Raw genomic sequence first — 15,301 nt, 5'->3', positions numbered from 1 at the left:
CGGGCCCGGAGTGGGCGCGGGCCGCGGTGTGGTGCGAAAAACGGGTTCGGAGGTGCGTCGGGCGGACCGCTGCCGCCGCGGTCCGCCCGACGGGGGTGGGCCTACCGGCCCTTGAGGACGGTCTCGATCTGGTCGAGCACGTCGATGGAGGTGCCGTACCGGTCGGTGGTGGCGTACGTCAGCGGGACGACCTTGCCGGCCTTGACCGCCTTGAGGTTCTGCCAGGACGGCTGCTTGTCCAGGTCCCTGGTGTCCTGCGGCACCTCGCCGGTGGCCGCCGTCCTCGGGATCAGGATGACGTCGGCGTCGGCGAGCACGTCGAGCTTCTCCACCGAGTAGGTGACCTCGTGGTCGGTGGTGTCGGCGGACGCCTGGGAGAACCGCGCGCCCGCGTCGGCGAGCACCCGGCCGACCCAGGAGGTCGCGGTGTCGACCAGGAACTCGCCGCCGCCGTAGGAGGAGGCGATGGTCCACTTGGTGGAGTTGAGCTGGTCCGCGTAGTCGGCCTTGATCTTGGCGGCCTTGGTCTCGTAGTCGGACTTGAGCTTCGCGAACTCCGCCTGCTTGCCGACCGCGGTGGCGATCTTCTCCTGGGCGTTCAGCAGGTCGACGGGCTTGTCGATGCCGAAGTACAGGGTGGGGGCGATGCCTTCGAGCTTGCTGACGCCCCAGTCGAAGGCGGTGGCGCCCTCGACGATGATCAGGTCGGGGCGCAGCGAGGCGACCTTCTCGATGTTGATCTCGATGCCGGAGCCGATCGGCTCGATCTTCTTCGCGGCCTCGGTCTGCGCGGGCAGCAGCTCCATCGGGTTGTTCTCGTCGATGGTGCTGGTGCCGACGGGCTGCACGCCGAGGTCGAGCAGCGCGCCGGTGGCGTAGGAGATGCTGACGATCCGCTGCACCCCGGCCGGGACGGTGATCTTGCCGTTGCTGGCCTCGACGGTGACGGGGCCGCCGGTGTTGACGGCGCCGGAGGCGGCCGGGGCGGCGTCCTCGCTGTCGCCGCTGGAGCCGCAGGCCGTGGCGGCGAGCGCGACGGCGGCGGCCGCGGCGAACGCTCTGGCGGTGCGGGAGGTCAGGGCGCGGGTGTTCATGGTTCTCCGTGGGTCGTTGCGGCGGTGGGGAGTTCGGGCCCGGGCGGGGTCCGGTCAGGATCGGTCGGGCCCGGTACGAACCCGAATCAGGCCCGAATCAGGCCCGGTTCAGGCCCGGTTCAGGTACGCGGACCAGGCGAGCAGGGTGGGCGCGGTGCCGAGGTCGGTGAGGTCGGCGAACTCGACCCGGGCGCCGCGCGCCCGCCAGGTCTCGACCAGGTGCATCACCCGCATCGAGTCCAGGCCGAGGTCGCGCAGGTCGTCCTCGTCGCGGACGTCCTCGGGGCGCTCGCCGAGCAGTTCGGCGATCTCGGCGCGCAGCGTGTCGGGGTCGAAGCCGGGGGCGGCGGTCATGTCGGTGGGTCCGTTCGTGAGTGGGCGGTCGGTCGGCCGGTGGCCGGTCAGCCGATGGCGACCCGGGCCCGCAGCTCGCGGGCGGTCCGGCGCAGCAGCATCGAGTCGCGGATCTCGCCGGAGCGCACGGCCAGCGTGGACAGCAGCGAGGAGGTGATGCCGTGGGTGTGCTCGGTCCCGCCCTGCAGGTAGAGGCCGACGTCGAGGCTCTCGTCGGTGAGCACCCGGTGGTCCCGGTCGACCCGCAGCCGGCCCTGTCCGTCGGTGCGGCAGGCGGCGGCGAGCCGCTCGCCGAGCAGCCGGCGCGGGTCGAGGTGGGTGTAGCCGGTGGCGAGCACCACCGCGTCGCACTCCAGCACCTGTTCGCGGCCGGTGGTGAGCGAGCGGACGTGCGCCCGGGCCCCGTCGGCGACCTCTTCGGCGGCGGTCAGCCGGGTGGCGTTCAGGACTCGCAGGCGTTCCTGTCCGGCGACCTTCTCCTGGTAGGCGGTGCGGTACAGCGCCTCGATCAACTCGCCGTCCACGACGGAGTAGTTGGTGTTGGCGTGCTGGGTCAGCAGGGTCTGCCTGGCGGCCTCGGGGGCGGCGTGGAACTCGTCCACGGCGGCCGGGTCGAAGATCCGGTTCGCGAACGGGCTGTCGTCGGCGGGGCTGTAGCCGTACCGGGAGAGGACGGCGCAGATCTCCGCCCCGGGGAAGGTGCGGTGCAGGTACTCGACGGCCTCGGCGGCGGACTGGCCGGCGCCGACCACCGCGATCCGCCGGTACCGCAGCGGCTGCTGCGCCAACTCGGGTGCGCGCAGCAGTAGTTCGCTGGTGTGCCAGAGGTGCGGGCCGGTCCGGACGCCTTCGGGCAGCCGGGGGGTGAGCCCGGTGCCGATCGCGATGTTGCGGGCCGCGCGCACCTGCCGGGCGCCGCCGCCGAGCGCCTCGGAGACCACCTCGACCCGTTCGGTCCGGCCGTCGGGGCCGGTGACCGGGTGGATGCCGGTGACGGTGCGGCCGTAGCCGACCCGGTCGGCGAACTCGGCGGCGCACCACTCGAAGTAGTCGTGGAACTCCAGCCGGGTCGGGTAGAAGGTCTTCAGGTTGATGAAGTCGGCGAGCCGGCCGTGTTCCTGGAGGTAGGTCAGGAAGGTGAAGCGGCTGCGCGGGTCGCGCTGGGTGACCAGGTCCTTCAGGAAGGACACCTGCATGGTCGCGCCGTCCAGCAGCATGCCCCGGTGCCAGCCGAAACCCTCTTGGCGCTCCAGGAAGTTGACCCGCAGCGGGGGTTCGGCGCCGGCCCGGTTGTGGTCGTCGACCGCGATCGCGAGGGCGAGGTTGGCGGGGCCGAAGCCGATGCCGATCAGGTCGTCGGCGTCCCCGTCCGTGCGGACCGCCTCGTTCTCCAGCGACATGCGCGTCCTTTCCCTCTTCCGGGTACCGGTGCGGCAGGGACGGGCAGGCCCGCGCCCCCATTTACTTTGGTAAGGCTTACCTAACTTCTCTCATCGCGGGCAGCTGAGTCAAGTTCAGCCCGCACTGCGGCCAGCACCTTTGGCGCGACGAGCCGGACCACGCCCGGAGCAGCGGCCCGAACGACCGGTCGGCCCGCCTCCCGGACGCGCTACCGGAGGGCGAGCAGCGCGCCCTCGTCCACCGGGCCGCCGGACGCCGCGCCGCCGGAGGCCGGGCCACCGGAAGCCACACCGCCGGAAGCCGGGCCACCGGAGGCCGCACCCGCCACCACCCGGGTCCCGGGCGCGTCCGGGCCGAACGCGCGCAGCACCGCGCCGGGCACCCGCCCGTCCAGCATCCGCACCTCGCCGACCCCGGCGCGCAGCGCCGCCAGGCAGGCCGCCGCCTTGGGCGCCATGCCGCCGGCCAGAGCGGGCAGCATCCGGGCCAGTCCGTCCGCGTCCAGCTGCTCGACCGGCGGGCCCTGCGGCGGCCAACTCCGGTACAGGCCGGGCACGTCGGTGAGCATCAGCAGGGAGTCGGCGCCGAGCGCACCGGCCACCGCGGCGGCGGCCGTGTCGGCGTTCACGTTGTAGACGGCGCCGTCGGAGCGGTCGGCGGCGGGCGCGATCGAGGACAGCACCGGGATCCGGCCGTCCGCGAGCAGCGCCGCCAGCAGTCCGGTGCGCACCTCGGCGACCTCGCCGACCCGGCCGAGGTCGACCCGCCGCCCGTCCGCCCGGCCCCAGCGCTTGACGGCGGCCAGGGTGCCCGCGTCCTCGCCGGTCAGGCCGACCGCGAACGGGCCGTGCGCGTTGATCAGGCCGACCAGTTCGCGCTGCACCTGCCCGGCCAGCACCATCCGGACCTCGTCCGCCACTTCGGGCGTGGTCACCCGCAGCCCGCCCGCGAAGGGGGCCCGCAGGCCGATCCGGCGCAGGTGCGCGTCGATCTGCGGGCCGCCGCCGTGCACCACCACGGGCCGCAGTCCGGCGTAGCGCAGCAGCACCGCGGAACGGGCGAAGGACTCCTTCAACTCCCGGTCCACCATGGCGTTCCCGCCGAACTTCAGCACCACCGTCGCGCCCCGGTGGGCCCGCAGACCCGCCAGGCAGGACAGCAGGTCCGGCCCCCGGTCCGAGGTTCGCGCGCCCAGCTCGGCCACCACGTGTCTCCCGCCCTCGCCCCGCCACCCCGATTAGTTAGGCAAGGGTTACCTTACATGCCCTCCGGCCCGCCGCCCAGTGCACGCCGGACCGGACTGCCCCACCGTCGAGAGAGCGCTCTCACAGGCCCCGGACGACCGATTCGGCATCAGCCGCCAAGAACTGAAGGCGAGTTGCGGCCAAAGGTCCGAAAAATCAGCCGTTCTTTGACATTGCCATGCCGATATCGGGTCCGTACCATTCAGATCCACCGGCGGAGGCGCCCCGCCGAAGAGAGCGCTCTCAAGCAAAGGATTCCTCCATGGCTGCTGCCCCACGCACGCGCCGTTGGCCCCTCGGCGGATTCGTGCTCCTGCTCGCCACCGCCCTGATGACCGCCGCCCCGTTCGGCTCCACCTCCACCGCCGGCACCGCCGCCACCCCGCTCGCCGCCGCACCGGTGGCCGCCGGCACCTGGAACGACGACTTCGACGGACCGGCCGGCTCCGCCGTCGACCCCGCCAAGTGGACGATGGAGACCGGCGGTTCGGGCAACGGCAACCACGAACTGCAGTACTACACGGCGGGCGCCGCGAACGCCGCGCTGGACGGCCAGGGCCACCTGGTGATCACCGCCAAGCGCAGCACCGACCCCGGCCTGTCCTGCTGGTACGGCACCTGCCAGTACACCTCGGCCCGGCTGAACACCTCCCGCACCTTCAGCCAGGCGTACGGGCACTTCGAGTCCCGGATCAAGATCCCGCGCGGGCAGGGCATCTGGCCCGCGTTCTGGATGCTCGGCAACGACCTCGGCACCGTCGGCTGGCCCACCAGCGGCGAGCTCGACATCATGGAGAACATCGGCCGCGAGCCCGGCACCGTGCACGGCACCATCCACGGCCCCGGCTACTCCGGAGCGGCCGGCATCGGCGCCCCGTACAGCCTGCCCGCCGGGCAGTCCTTCGCCGACGCCTTCCACACCTTCGCGGTCGACTGGAGCCCCACCGCCATCACCTGGTCCGTGGACGGCACCGCCTACCAGACCCGCACCCCCGCCGACCTGGGCGGCAACCGCTGGGTGTTCGACCACCCGTTCTTCGTGATCCTCAACCTCGCGGTCGGCGGCGACTGGCCCGGCAGCCCCGACGGCTCCTCGACCTACCCGCAGACCATGACCGTCGACTACGTCCACACCACCACCTGGGGCGGCAGCACCGGCGGCAGCTACACCGGGCGGATCACCGGCCCCGGCGGCATGTGCGTGGACGTGGCGGGCGGCTCCAGCGCCGACAGCACCCCGATCCAGCTGCACAACTGCACCGGCAACGCCGCCCAGCAGTGGACGGTGGGCACCGACGGCACCGTCCGCGCCCTCGGCAAGTGCCTGGACGTCGCCGCCGCCTCGCACGACGACGGCGCCGTCATCCAGCTCTACACCTGCAACGGCACCAGCGCCCAGCAGTGGGTCCACCGCTCCGGCAACGACCTGCAGAACCCCGGCTCCGGCAAGTGCCTGGACTCCCCCAACGGCTCCGCCGCCGACGGCACCCACCTGCAGCTGTGGACCTGCAACGGCACCGGCGCGCAGAAGTGGACGTTCGGCTGACCCGACGTCGGCACTGACGCCCCGTCACCGCCGACACCGCACCCCGCGACCACGGGCCGCCCCCACCGGCCCCTCCCCCGGCGCGGCCGGCCCGTCCCTCGCACCACCGCCGGCCGGCCGCGCCCCCGGCCCGCCGACCCGCAGGCCCCTACTCGCGGGCCCGCCCCCGCACCCGCACGGCCTCCCCCACCCGAGAGGACTCCCCCACACCATGACGCCCCGTCACGCGGCGAAGGTCTCCCGCCGCACCCTGCTGACCGCCGCCGCGCTCGCCCTGCCGACCGGCTACCTGGCGCTCGGCGGGCAGGCCCAGGCGCAGACGCCCGCGACCCTGCCGCTCGACCTGGCCAACACCACCGGCAGCAACACCGTCTACGCGTACGTGGTCGGCCGCGACCCGGCGACCGGCGGCGGCTGGGCCTTCCTGCAGTCGGACGGCGCCAGCCTGTACCACCCGCCGAACCCGGCCAACGACCAGACGCCGCTGGGCGTGGACTGCGCGATCGCGCTGAACGCCTCCGGGGCGGCGCCGCGCCGGGTGACCCTGCCGCACCTGGACAGCGGCCGGATCTACTTCTCGGTCGGCGCCAAGCTCACCTTCCTGATGAACCGCGGCGGCGGCCTGGCCCTGCCCTCGGTGGTCAACCCGTCCGACCCGAACATCGACGTCCGGCACGACTTCTGCGAATTCACCTTCAACAACGACCAGTTGTTCGGCAACATCACCTTCGTCGACATGGTCTGCCTGCCGATCGCCTTCCAGCTGGAGGTCTCCGGCGGCGCCACCCAGACGGTGCGCGGCCTGCCCTCCGACGGCCTGGCCCGGGTCGCCGCCGCGCTGCGCGCCCAGTCCGCCGCCGACGGCTCGGACTGGAGCAGGCTGGTGGTCAACCGCTCCGGCGCCGACCTGCGGGTGCTCGCCCCCAACCTGGCGATCCGCGGCAACAGCGCCCTGTTCAGCGGCTACTTCGAGCCCTACGTCGACCAGGTGTGGAGCAAGTACGCCGGCACCGACCTGCGGATCGACACCCAGTACACCTGGGGCGCGTTCACCGGCCGGGTCAGCGGCAACACGCTCACCTTCCCCGGCGCCGGGTCCTTCGCCAAGCCGTCCACGCTGGCGATCTTCTCCTGCAGCGACGCGCCGTTCACCACCGGCAACGACCTGATGGGCAACCTGAGCGCCCGGCTGGCCGCCGCGTTCAACCGCACCACGCTGCTCAGCGACCCGAACCAGCCCACCGGCGAGAACCCGGCCGCGTTCTACACCCAGGCCCGCACCAACCACTACGCCCGGATCCTGCACTCCACCACGCCTGACGGCCTCGGCTACGCCTTCCCGTACGACGACGTCCACCCGGCGGGCGTCGACTTCGAGGGCAAGGTGCAGTCCGGCGCGCCGACCCGCTGGGTGATCACCGTCGGCGGCCTGGCGGGCAGCGGCGGCGGGGGCACCAGCAGCAGCCCGACGCCCGGCGGCGGGGGCGGCAGCGCGTTCGCCACCGTGCAGGCCGAGTCGTACGCCGCCCAGTCCGGCGCGCAGACCGAGGCGTGCTCCGACACCGGCGGCGGCACGGACGTCGGCTGGCTGGCCAACGGCGACTGGCTGCGCTACTCGCTGGACTTCGGCTCCACCGGCGCGACCCGGATCGACGCCCGGGTGGCCTCCGGCGCGGCCGCCGGGGTCAGCGGCCTGGTCCAGGTCCGGCTGGGCAGCCCCACCGCGACCCCGGTCGGCAGCTTCGCCGTCGGCAACACCGGCGGCTGGCAGACCTGGCGGACCGTCCCGGCCGACCTGAGCCGGATCACCGGCGCTCAGACCGTGTACCTGACCTTCAGCAGCGGCCAGCCCGCCGACTTCGTCAACCTCAACTGGTTCACGTTCTCCTGACGGACCGTCAGCTTGCGCGCGGGGGCGCCCCGGACACCGTCCGGGGCGCCCCCGTCCGGTTTCACCGGGCGCCGTGCCGCAGGGTCCGGCGCACGAGCCGCGAGACGGCCCACCACGCCGCCCACCGCACGGCCCGCCGGAGGACCACCCAGAGCGGGAACATCTCAGGAGGCCGTCGCGTCGGCGCGTTCGACCTGGCTGAGCGGGGCGGCCAGCGACTCCAGGCTGCGGCGTTCGGCGCGCACGCCGAGGAACGCCTCGACCAGTCCGGCGGCCGTCATCAGGGCCGCGCCGATGCAGAACGCCAGCGTGGCGTCGCCGACCTCGCCGCTGCTCACCAGGCCGTTGAACAGCAGCGGCCCGGAGATGCCGCCCGCCGCGGTGCCGACCGCGTAGAAGAAGGCGATGCACAGGGCGCGGGTCTCCAGCGGGAAGATCTCGCTGACGGTCAGGTACGCGGCGCTCGCCCCCGCCGAGGCGAAGAACAGCACGGCCGTCCAGCAGGCCGTCATCCCGACGGCGCTCAGCGAACCGTTCTGGAACAGCCAGGCGGTGCCGAACAGCAGCACGCCGGAGCCGATGTAGCTGCCCGCGATCATCGGCTTGCGGCCGACCGAGTCGAAGAAGTGGCCGAGCAGCACCGGGCCGAGGAAGTTGCCGACCGCGATCACCGCGAAGTAGTAGCCGGTGTCGCCCGCGGGGACGTCGAAGAACGTGGTGAGGATCACCGCGTACCCGAAGGTGACCGAGTTGTAGAGGAAGGACTGCCCGATGAACAGCGACAGACCCAGGATCGTCCGGCGCGGATAGGTGGAGACCAGGGTGCGAGCGATGGTGACGAAACCGATCGGGCCGCGCTCGCGGATCCGGATCGGTGGCTCGTCCACCGGCGGCAGCGGCTCGCCGGTCTCCCGCTCGACGATCGCCTCGGCGTCCCGGACGATCTCCTCCGCCTCCTCGCCCTTGCCGTGCGTGAACAGCCAGCGCGGGCTCTCCGGGACGTGCCGGCGCACCAGCAGGATGACCAGGCCGAGCACCACGCCGATGCCGAAGGCCAGCCGCCAGCCGACGTCGGTGGCGAACAGCGAGGTGTTCAGCAGCGCGATCGAGGCGAACGCGCCGAGCGCCGCGCCGATCCAGAAGCTGCCGTTGACGATCAGGTCGACCCGGCCGCGCACCCGGGCCGGGATCAGCTCGTCGATCGCCGAGTTGATGGCCGCGTACTCGCCGCCGATGCCGAAGCCGGTGAAGAACCGGCAGACGAAGAAGAACCAGGGCGTCCAGGACAGCGCGGTGACGCCGGTCGCCAGCAGGTAGACGGCCAGGGTCAGCATGAACAGCTTCTTGCGGCCCAGCCGGTCGGTCAGCCAGCCGAAGAACAGCGCGCCGCAGCAGGCGCCCGCCACGTAGATCGCGGCGGCGACGGTGGTGACCTGGGCGGTGCTGATCGCGATGCCGCTACCGGGCTCGGCGAGCCGGGCGGCCAGGTTGCCGACGATGGTGACTTCCAGGCCGTCCAGGATCCAGACGGTGCCCAGACCGATCAGGATCCGCCAGTGCCAGGGCGACCACGGCAGCCGGTCCAGTCTGGCCGGGACGTCGGTCTCGATGACGCCCGGGTCGCCCCCGGCGCCGACGGTGCGGTGTTGCGGTGCGGACATCTCGACCTCCGTCGTCCGGTCGTGCGCCCGGAACGTCCGGGCATGCCGCGCACGCGTCTGCCCGCTGCGGCCGACCGCACACCCGCGCCGGTCCGCGCCGACCACGGGTACTGATCGCGGTCCCGGCGGCGTGCGCGGACTCCCGGCCGACCGGGACCGCGCGGACCCGCCCCCTGGGCACGCGCTCGCCCGGACCGACCGGGCGCCCCGCGCCGGTGCCGGTCCCCCGTCCGGCCGTCGCTCAGCCCTCCGGGTACGGGCGGGCCTCCATGCGGCCGGCCAGGACGCGGGTCTCGAAGCGCGGTTGGGCGGCGGTGGCCGGGCCGCGGGCCGGGCGGCCGTCGGAGAGCCGGAAGCGGGAGTGGTGCAGGGGGCACTCCAGGCAGCCGGCGACGACCTCGCCGCCGGACAGCGAGGCCGCCATGTGGGTGCAGCGGTCGGCGAGGACGGTCCAGCCGTCGTCGTGGGTGCGGACCACGACCACGGGGACGTCCCCGAGCAGGCGGCGGACGGGGGCGCCGAGGGGGATGTCGGCGGTCGCCCCGAGCGGCTGCCAGTCGGACGGGGCGAGCCGGGGTTCGGCCTCGGCGTGCGCGGCGCCGGCCGCCTGGTGGTAGGCCAGGTGGCCGCCGAGCGCGGCGACCAGGCCGACGGTGCCGGTGCCGGCCAGGCCGAGCAGCCGGCCGCGGGCGCGGTGGCCGTGGCAGCGGGCCCGCAGCGAGCAGGCGTGCAGCAGGGCGGCGGTGACGGCCCCGGCGGCGTGCACCAGCCCGGTGCGGCGGTGGGTGGGCGGCAGCCGGGACCAGTCGACCCAGCCGGCCAGCAGCACCGGTGGCAGGGCGGCGAGTCCGGCGGCGGTGAGGCGGCGCACGGCGCGCTCGTCGCCCCCGGTCAGTTCCAGCAGGCTCGCGGCCGTCCAGCAGCCGATCGGGGCCTGCGCGAGCGCCGGGTGCAGCGGGTGTCCGAGCCACACCCCGTGCAGCACGTCCCGGGCCGGGCCGAGCGGCAGCCGCTGCACGAGGGCGGCGATCCGCTCCGCCACCGGGTCCAGGAAGGTCCACTCCGCGGGGGTGTCCAGCCGGTCGGCGGCAGCGTGGTAGGTGTCCATGCCCTCGCGGCTGTCCGTCCCCGCTGCGGGCAAACACCGGGCGGCCCGGGGCCGGGCGGGCGGTTCAGGTGGCCAGCCGGGGCAGGTAGTGCTCCAGGTAGGGCGGGACGCGCAGCGCGGGGAGTTCGGCGAGCGGGACCATCCGGACGGCCGTCCCCTCGTCGCCGAGGCGCAGTTCGGCGTCGGGGCCGTTCCACTGGGCGTGCAGGACGCGGGTGGTGGGGTGGACCAGGGGGTGGTGCGGGCCGGGGAGGGGGCGGATCCGGGTGATGGTGATGCCGGCCTCCTCGCGGGTCTCGCGGGCGGCGGTCTCCTCGGGGGTCTCGTCGGCTTCCCGCAGGCCGCCGATCGGGGTCCAGTGGCCGGGCCAGGCGATGCCGGGGACGTCGTCGCGCCGGTGCATCAGCAGTCGGCCGTCGCGGTCGGTGACCAGGACCAGGACGCCTTCGAACTCGCCTTCGGGGCAGGGCTGTTCGAGGTAGAGCGCGCGTCCGGAGCGGTGCGCGCGGAGGACCTGCAGGAGCCACCGGTAGCGGTCCGGGTCCATCCGGGCGCGCCAGTCGTGGGCGGTGGCGAAGCGCCACTCGGTGTGCTCGGCCGGGTCGAGCCGGATCCTGGCCTGCTGCTCGGCGGTGAGGACGCCGCCGTCGAAGACGTAGCCGCAGAACGGGACCGGGTGCCCGGTGCCGGCCCGTTCGTGCAGGACGGCGACCAGGCGGCGCCGGGAGAGCACGTCCGGGTTCTCGGCGGCGAGGTCGAGCCCGAGTTCCTCGCCGGTCTCGCGCAGCGCGGCGGCGAACGGCGTCTCGCCGGGGTCGACGTTGCCGCCGGGGATGTCCCAGACGTCCGGGTCGGCGGCGGAGCGCATCCCCAGCACCCGCCCCTGCGGGTCGGTGAGCAGCAGGCAGCTGTACGCGCCGGGGCGGTCGACGGTGGTGAGGTGGCCGCCGACCGGCCGCCAACCGGGCCGCGCCAGGCGGGCGGTGAGCCATTCGACCACCGCCCGCTGTCCCTCGCCGGTGGGCGGCAGCCGCCCGGGCTCGGCCCACCGGTGTGCGTCGTGCTCCGGCGACGGGCGCACCGCGGTGCCGTCCGGGACGACCGCGGTGAAGACGAACTGCCGGGTCCGCCGGCCGTGCCGGTCGGTGCCGTCCAGGTGCCGCAGGTACTCCAGCGGCAGGCCCTCGATCCCGGTCCGCCCGGCCAACTCCCGGACGGCGCCCGCCGGTACGCCCTCCCCGTCCGCGACGTCCCCGCCCGGGTACTCCCACTGCTCGGACGACGACCACTGCTCGGACGACGGCCGCTGAGCGGGCGGCGCGGCGGGCGCGGCCCGGCGGAGCAGCAGGATCCGGCCGGAGCCGTCGCGGACCAGTACGCCGACGCCGATCCGCTCGACGCCCTCGCGCCGGGCCAGGTCGGTCAGCACCGTGAAGTCGATCACCGGTCGGTCTCCTCCTCGTTCTCCCGCGTCCCCGGCCGCCCGAATCCTGCCGACCGAATCCTGCCGACCGGACACCTCAAGTCGGCCACAGTGGAGTGGAGTTGGCGTACCGTCCGGAGCGGGTGCGGGGCAGTGGGACCAGCTCGATCATGGGGCCGTCCGCGTACCGGCTTCAACCGGCCGCCACCGGTCGCCTGCCGCCCCGGACCCGGGTTTCCCGCCCCCGGGCCAGGGCACCCGCCGCCCGGGAGCGCCACCCGGCCCGCCCTCGAATTCACCCGTTCGACTGAACCCGCGGCCGCCCCCGGACCCGCGGCCGCCCCCGAACGCCCGGACACCCCGGACACCCCGGACGCGCAGGCGCGCGCCGCCCCGCTGAACGGTGCGGGGCGGCGCGAGGGTGCGGCGGGCGCGGGTCAGGCGGGGGTGATCCGTCCGCGCCAGCCGCCGTTCTCGACTCCGCGTTCCTCGATGAAGGACTTGAAGCGGTCGAGGTCGCCGCGGACCCGGCGGTCGATCATGCCCAGGGTGTCGGCGGCGCGTTCGGCCATGCCCTGCGGGTCGTAGTCCATCGCCAGCCGGACCTCGCAGCGCGAGTCGTCCAGCCGGGCGAAGCTCACCACGCCCATCTGCTGGACGTCGCCGCCGACCGTCCGCCAGGCGATCTTCTGGTCGGGCAGCTGGTCGACGATCTCGGTGTCGAACTCCCGGGTCACGCCGGCGATCTTGGTGCGCCAGTGGTTGTGGCGCTCGTCGATCTGGACGACCTGCTCGACGCCGTCCATGAAGCGGGGGAAGTCCTCGAACTGCGTCCACTGGTCGTACGCGGTGTGCAGGGGGACGTCCACCTCGATGGTCTCCTGGACCATGCTCATGCGTTCTCCTCCGTTTCGTTCAGTGGCTGTCTCGTTCAGCGGCTGTCTCGTCAGCGGCTGCGGGCGGTGGCCGGGCAGGTCACCATCGGTACCAGCGGGAACGGCTGCCACCGGTCCCGGCACCCCGGGCGACGAAGCCGATCAGCCAGATGATCAGCACGGCGAGCGCGATCCACCACAGCACCTTCACGGCGAATCCCGCACCGAACAGGATGATGATCAGCAGGAGCACCAACAGCATCGCGAGCACGGTGCTCACCTCCTCGGTCCACGGGCGGCCGTCGAGTGGGGACGGACGGCGGCCGCCGGCCCGCTGTGGGCCTGCCGGGCGTCTGACCGGTTCGTCCCGTCTCAAACGTTTTCGTCCGGGTCCGGGGCGAGGACCTCGACGGCGATCAGGCAGGTGTCGTCGTCGGTGTCGGCGGTGCTGGTGGCCAGCGCGCGGTCGAGCAGGGCGTCCAGGTCGGCGGCGGGTTCGGCGAGGGTGCGGACGAGCTGTTCGAGCGGCTCCTCGACGGACCGGTCGCGCCGTTCGATCAGGCCGTCGGTGTAGAGCAGCAGGACGTCGCCGGGGCGCATGGCGAGGTGGTGCTCCTGGTAGTCGGGGTCCTCGGCGGCGCCGAGCAGGATGCCGTGCGGCATCGGGAGCGGGCGGGCGGCGCCGTCGCGCAGCAGGACGGGCGGGAGGTGGCCGGCCCGGGCCCAGTGCAGGGTGCGGGTGTCGGGGTGGTAGCGGGCGCAGACGACGGTGGCGGTGGCGGCGCCGGTGAGCTCGGCGGTGGCCTGGTTGAGCCAGCCGAGCAGGCGGCCGGGCCCGGCGCCGGTGTGGGCGAGGCCGCGCAGCGCGTGGCGCAGGGCGACCATGCCGGTGGCGGCCTCGACGCCGTGCCCGGCCATGTCGCCGACCACCAGCAGCGCGGTGCGGTCGGGCAGCAGGGTGGTGTCGTACCAGTCGCCGCCGACCCGGTCGCGCTGCGAGGAGGGCCGGTAGCGGACGGCGGCGCGCAGTCCGGCGCTCTCCAGCGGGGGCGGGGCGGGCGGCAGGATGGCCTGTTGCAGGCGCAGCGCCAGCAGGTGGCGTTCGGCGGCCTCCTGCCGGGTGGAGGCGAGGCTCTCGGTGGTGGCGGCGAGCGCGGTCTCGGTCCAGTGCTGGGCGGAGACGTCCTGGAAGGCGCCCTGGACGGCGGCGGTGCGCCCGCTCGGGTCGGGGACGGGTTCGGCGACCATCCGGACGTAGTGGGTGTAGCTGCTGAGGTGCCGCATCCGGAACACCGTGGAGTCGGAACGCCCGTTCTGCACTGCTGAGTTGACGACCCGGCGGACGTTCTGCTCGTCGTCGGGGTGGACGTGCGCGGGCAGTGCGGCGAGCGGGACGGGGGCGGTGCCGGGGGGCAGGCCGAGCAGGTCGGCGGTGCGCGGCGTCCAGTGGATCTCGCCGGTGCGCAGGTCCTCCTCGAACCCGGCGAGGTGGCTGAGGCGCTGGGCGGTGCGCAGCAGCCGGTCGGTGCGGTCGTCGGCACCGCTGGGCCGCCAGCTGACCAGCAGGTGGCCGGGCGGGGCGGCGAGGCGGGCGGCGGCGAACTCCAGCAGGACGGGGGTGGGGGTCTGGCCGGTGAGGAAGGTCAGGGCGAGGCTGTCGGCGTGCTGCGGGCGGCCGGTGGCGTGCACCCGCAGCAGCAGGTCGAGCAGGCCGTCGGCGCAGGCGCGCGGGTAGGTGGCGGAGAGGGTGCGGCCCTCGACCCGGTGCGGGGGGCGGTCGGCGAGGTCGGTGAAGGCGGCGTTGACCCGGACGATCCGGAAGTCGACGGGTGTGCCGGTGGCGGGTTCGGGGGCGAGCAGCAGGGCGGGGGCGAGGGCGGCGTCGAGGGCGGCGGTGTCGGGGCCCGCCGTGGCGGAGGCGGGGGCGGGGGCGGGGCGGTCGGTGAGGGCGAGGGCGCTGACCTCGGCGGCGACCCGCAGGCGGCGCCGTTCGGCGGGGGTGGGTTCGGGCGGGCGCTGCGGCCAGGCGAGTTCGAGGACGGCGGCGGGGCCGTCGGCGCGGTGCAGCGGGACGGCCAGGCGGTAGGGGGCGCGGTCGGCGCCGAGGGTGGCGCCGACCGGGCCGGTGGGGCCGAGCTCGGCGCCGGCGGCCAGCGCCTGCTGGGCGGGGGTGGGCAGGCCGGGCGGGACGTGCCGCCAGGCGGTGCGTTCGGTCTCGGTGAAGCCGGGTGCGACGGCGGGGTGCAGGGCGCCGCCGGGCTGGACGGTCCACAGCACGGCGGCGGTGGCCCCGAGCATGTCGGCGGCCTGGGTGAGGGTGGCCTCGACGAGGGGCGGCGGCCGGTCGGGCGGTGCGGCGGGCGGGGCGGGCGGGGCCGGGCCGGGCCCGGTGGTGGTGCCGGTGGTGGTGGCGGGCAGCGTGGTGAGGATGTCGGCGGCGAGTTCCTGCGGGCCGAGGTGGGCGCGTTCGGCGAGCGCGAGCAGCTGGGCCCCGGCCTCGGCGGGTCCGCAGCCCAGGCGTTCGGCCAGGACGCCGGTGGCCAGCGCGGTGAGCGGGCGGGCGGCGAGCGCGGTGCGCAGTTCCTCGGTCTCGGCCTGGGCACCGCGCAGCCGCAGCGCCAGCAGCTGGCGCACGCTCGGGTGCGCTCCGGGCCCGGCGGGGTCCGCTCCGCCGGGATCCGCTCCGCCGGGTCCGGCTCGGTTC

12 protein-coding genes are annotated in these 15,301 nt (G+C 74.6%); 2 read left to right on the top strand and 10 right to left on the bottom strand.

Annotated features, from left to right (window positions below):
• Positions 1-101: 101 nt before the first annotated feature.
• From ABD345_RS28095 to argB, 4 genes are all read right to left on the bottom strand, one after another.
• Positions 102-1,094: an ABC transporter substrate-binding protein gene (locus ABD345_RS28095; protein WP_344555932.1), complete on the bottom strand. Its 993-nt coding sequence runs from the start codon at positions 1,092-1,094 to the stop codon at positions 102-104.
• Between the two features lie 108 nt (positions 1,095-1,202).
• Positions 1,203-1,448, bottom strand: coding sequence for a phosphopantetheine-binding protein (locus ABD345_RS28090; protein ID WP_344555930.1), 246 nt, complete (start codon positions 1,446-1,448; stop codon positions 1,203-1,205).
• A 47-nt stretch (positions 1,449-1,495) separates the two neighbouring features.
• The gene (locus tag ABD345_RS28085) at positions 1,496-2,848 is read right to left on the bottom strand and encodes a lysine N(6)-hydroxylase/L-ornithine N(5)-oxygenase family protein (protein ID WP_344555928.1); all 1,353 of its coding nucleotides are present in this window, start codon (positions 2,846-2,848) and stop codon (positions 1,496-1,498) included.
• 209 nt (positions 2,849-3,057) lie between these two features.
• On the bottom strand, positions 3,058-4,053 hold the full coding sequence (gene argB, locus ABD345_RS28080; protein ID WP_380271974.1) for an acetylglutamate kinase: 996 nt from the start codon (positions 4,051-4,053) through the stop codon (positions 3,058-3,060).
• Between the two features lie 302 nt (positions 4,054-4,355).
• Here argB and ABD345_RS28075 point away from each other — a divergent pair, with 302 nt between their 5' ends.
• Positions 4,356-5,639 (top strand): ricin-type beta-trefoil lectin domain protein, encoded by a 1,284-nt coding sequence (locus tag ABD345_RS28075; protein ID WP_344555926.1) that lies wholly within the window; start codon positions 4,356-4,358, stop codon positions 5,637-5,639.
• Between the two features lie 211 nt (positions 5,640-5,850).
• Positions 5,851-7,530, top strand: coding sequence for a glycoside hydrolase family 64 protein (locus ABD345_RS28070; protein WP_344555924.1), 1,680 nt, complete (start codon positions 5,851-5,853; stop codon positions 7,528-7,530).
• Positions 7,531-7,694: 164 nt separating this feature from the next.
• On the opposite strand, the gene ABD345_RS28065 is transcribed toward ABD345_RS28070, so the two are convergent.
• From ABD345_RS28065 to ABD345_RS28040, 6 genes are all read right to left on the bottom strand, one after another.
• Positions 7,695-9,191, bottom strand: a complete 1,497-nt coding sequence (locus tag ABD345_RS28065) for an MFS transporter (protein ID WP_344555920.1) — start codon at positions 9,189-9,191, stop codon at positions 7,695-7,697.
• 241 nt (positions 9,192-9,432) lie between these two features.
• A complete protein-coding gene (locus ABD345_RS28060) occupies positions 9,433-10,299 on the bottom strand; it encodes a Rieske (2Fe-2S) protein (RefSeq protein ID WP_344555918.1) in 867 nt (288 codons plus the stop codon).
• Between the two features lie 64 nt (positions 10,300-10,363).
• Entirely contained in the window at positions 10,364-11,743 is a 1,380-nt protein-coding gene (locus tag ABD345_RS28055) for an NUDIX domain-containing protein (RefSeq protein ID WP_344555916.1), read from the bottom strand.
• A 416-nt stretch (positions 11,744-12,159) separates the two neighbouring features.
• Entirely contained in the window at positions 12,160-12,618 is a 459-nt protein-coding gene (locus ABD345_RS28050; RefSeq protein ID WP_344555915.1) for an SRPBCC family protein, read from the bottom strand.
• 79 nt (positions 12,619-12,697) lie between these two features.
• Positions 12,698-12,868 (bottom strand): hydrophobic protein, encoded by a 171-nt coding sequence (locus tag ABD345_RS28045; RefSeq protein ID WP_344555944.1) that lies wholly within the window; start codon positions 12,866-12,868, stop codon positions 12,698-12,700.
• A gap of 101 nt (positions 12,869-12,969) precedes the next feature.
• A complete protein-coding gene (locus ABD345_RS28040; RefSeq protein ID WP_344555913.1) occupies positions 12,970-15,231 on the bottom strand; it encodes a SpoIIE family protein phosphatase in 2,262 nt (753 codons plus the stop codon).
• Positions 15,232-15,301: the final 70 nt, after the last annotated feature.

It is taken from the genome of Kitasatospora saccharophila (assembly GCF_039529925.1).
Lineage (GTDB): Bacteria > Actinomycetota > Actinomycetes > Streptomycetales > Streptomycetaceae > Kitasatospora > Kitasatospora saccharophila.
Note: the sequence above shows the minus strand (reverse complement) of the source record. Positions and strands in the feature narration are given on the sequence as shown.

What these genes read in the sequence shown, in the direction of transcription:
- ABD345_RS28095 (WP_344555932.1), bottom strand. Translation starts at nt 1,094, where the DNA reads ATGAACACCCGCGCCCTGACCTCCCGCACCGCCAGAGCGTTCGCCGCG.
- ABD345_RS28090 (WP_344555930.1), bottom strand. Translation starts at nt 1,448, where the DNA reads ATGACCGCCGCCCCCGGCTTCGACCCCGACACGCTGCGCGCCGAGATC.
- ABD345_RS28085 (WP_344555928.1), bottom strand. Translation starts at nt 2,848, where the DNA reads ATGTCGCTGGAGAACGAGGCGGTCCGCACGGACGGGGACGCCGACGAC.
- ABD345_RS28075 (WP_344555926.1), top strand. Translation starts at nt 4,356, where the DNA reads ATGGCTGCTGCCCCACGCACGCGCCGTTGGCCCCTCGGCGGATTCGTG.
- ABD345_RS28070 (WP_344555924.1), top strand. Translation starts at nt 5,851, where the DNA reads ATGACGCCCCGTCACGCGGCGAAGGTCTCCCGCCGCACCCTGCTGACC.
- ABD345_RS28065 (WP_344555920.1), bottom strand. Translation starts at nt 9,191, where the DNA reads ATGTCCGCACCGCAACACCGCACCGTCGGCGCCGGGGGCGACCCGGGC.
- ABD345_RS28060 (WP_344555918.1), bottom strand. Translation starts at nt 10,299, where the DNA reads ATGGACACCTACCACGCTGCCGCCGACCGGCTGGACACCCCCGCGGAG.
- ABD345_RS28050 (WP_344555915.1), bottom strand. Translation starts at nt 12,618, where the DNA reads ATGAGCATGGTCCAGGAGACCATCGAGGTGGACGTCCCCCTGCACACC.